Here is a 520-nt window from a genome sequence, read left to right on the forward strand (position 1 = left end):
AAACTATAATTAATATCTATTGATTGATAAAAAATTAAAATTTTATTTTTCAATGAATTCTTAATGCTGTTTTATATTTGTAGTGAAAAATTTAATAACTATTTAAATATAAAAACATGTCATTAGTAGGTAAAAAATTCCCTGATTTAAACGTAGACGCCATGAACGAAATGGGCGATACTTTTAAAGTAAACGTATTAGAAGAAGCTGTAAACAACAAAAAGAAAGTTGTGCTTTTTTGGTATCCAAAAGATTTTACTTTTGTATGCCCTACAGAATTACACGCATTTCAGGCTGCATTACCAGAATTTGAAAAACGCAATACAATTGTAATTGGCGCTTCATGTGATACGCCAGAAGTACACTTTGCGTGGTTAAATACTGCTAAAGATAACGGTGGTATTGAAGGCGTTACTTACCCAATTCTTGCAGATAGTAACAGAAACCTTTCTAGCATTTTAGGTATTTTAGATATTACTAATGAAAAATACGATGAAGAAACTGGTACTGTGCAAGTTGA

Annotated in this window: 1 protein-coding gene; it reads left to right on the forward strand. The window is 30.0% G+C overall.

Features of this window, described 5'->3' with window-relative positions:
* Positions 1–116 precede the first annotated feature (116 nt).
* The coding region (locus FUA24_RS01125; RefSeq protein WP_148539683.1) for a redoxin domain-containing protein at positions 117–520 on the forward strand (404 nt) is incomplete at its 3' end.

The organism is Seonamhaeicola marinus (assembly GCF_008085455.1).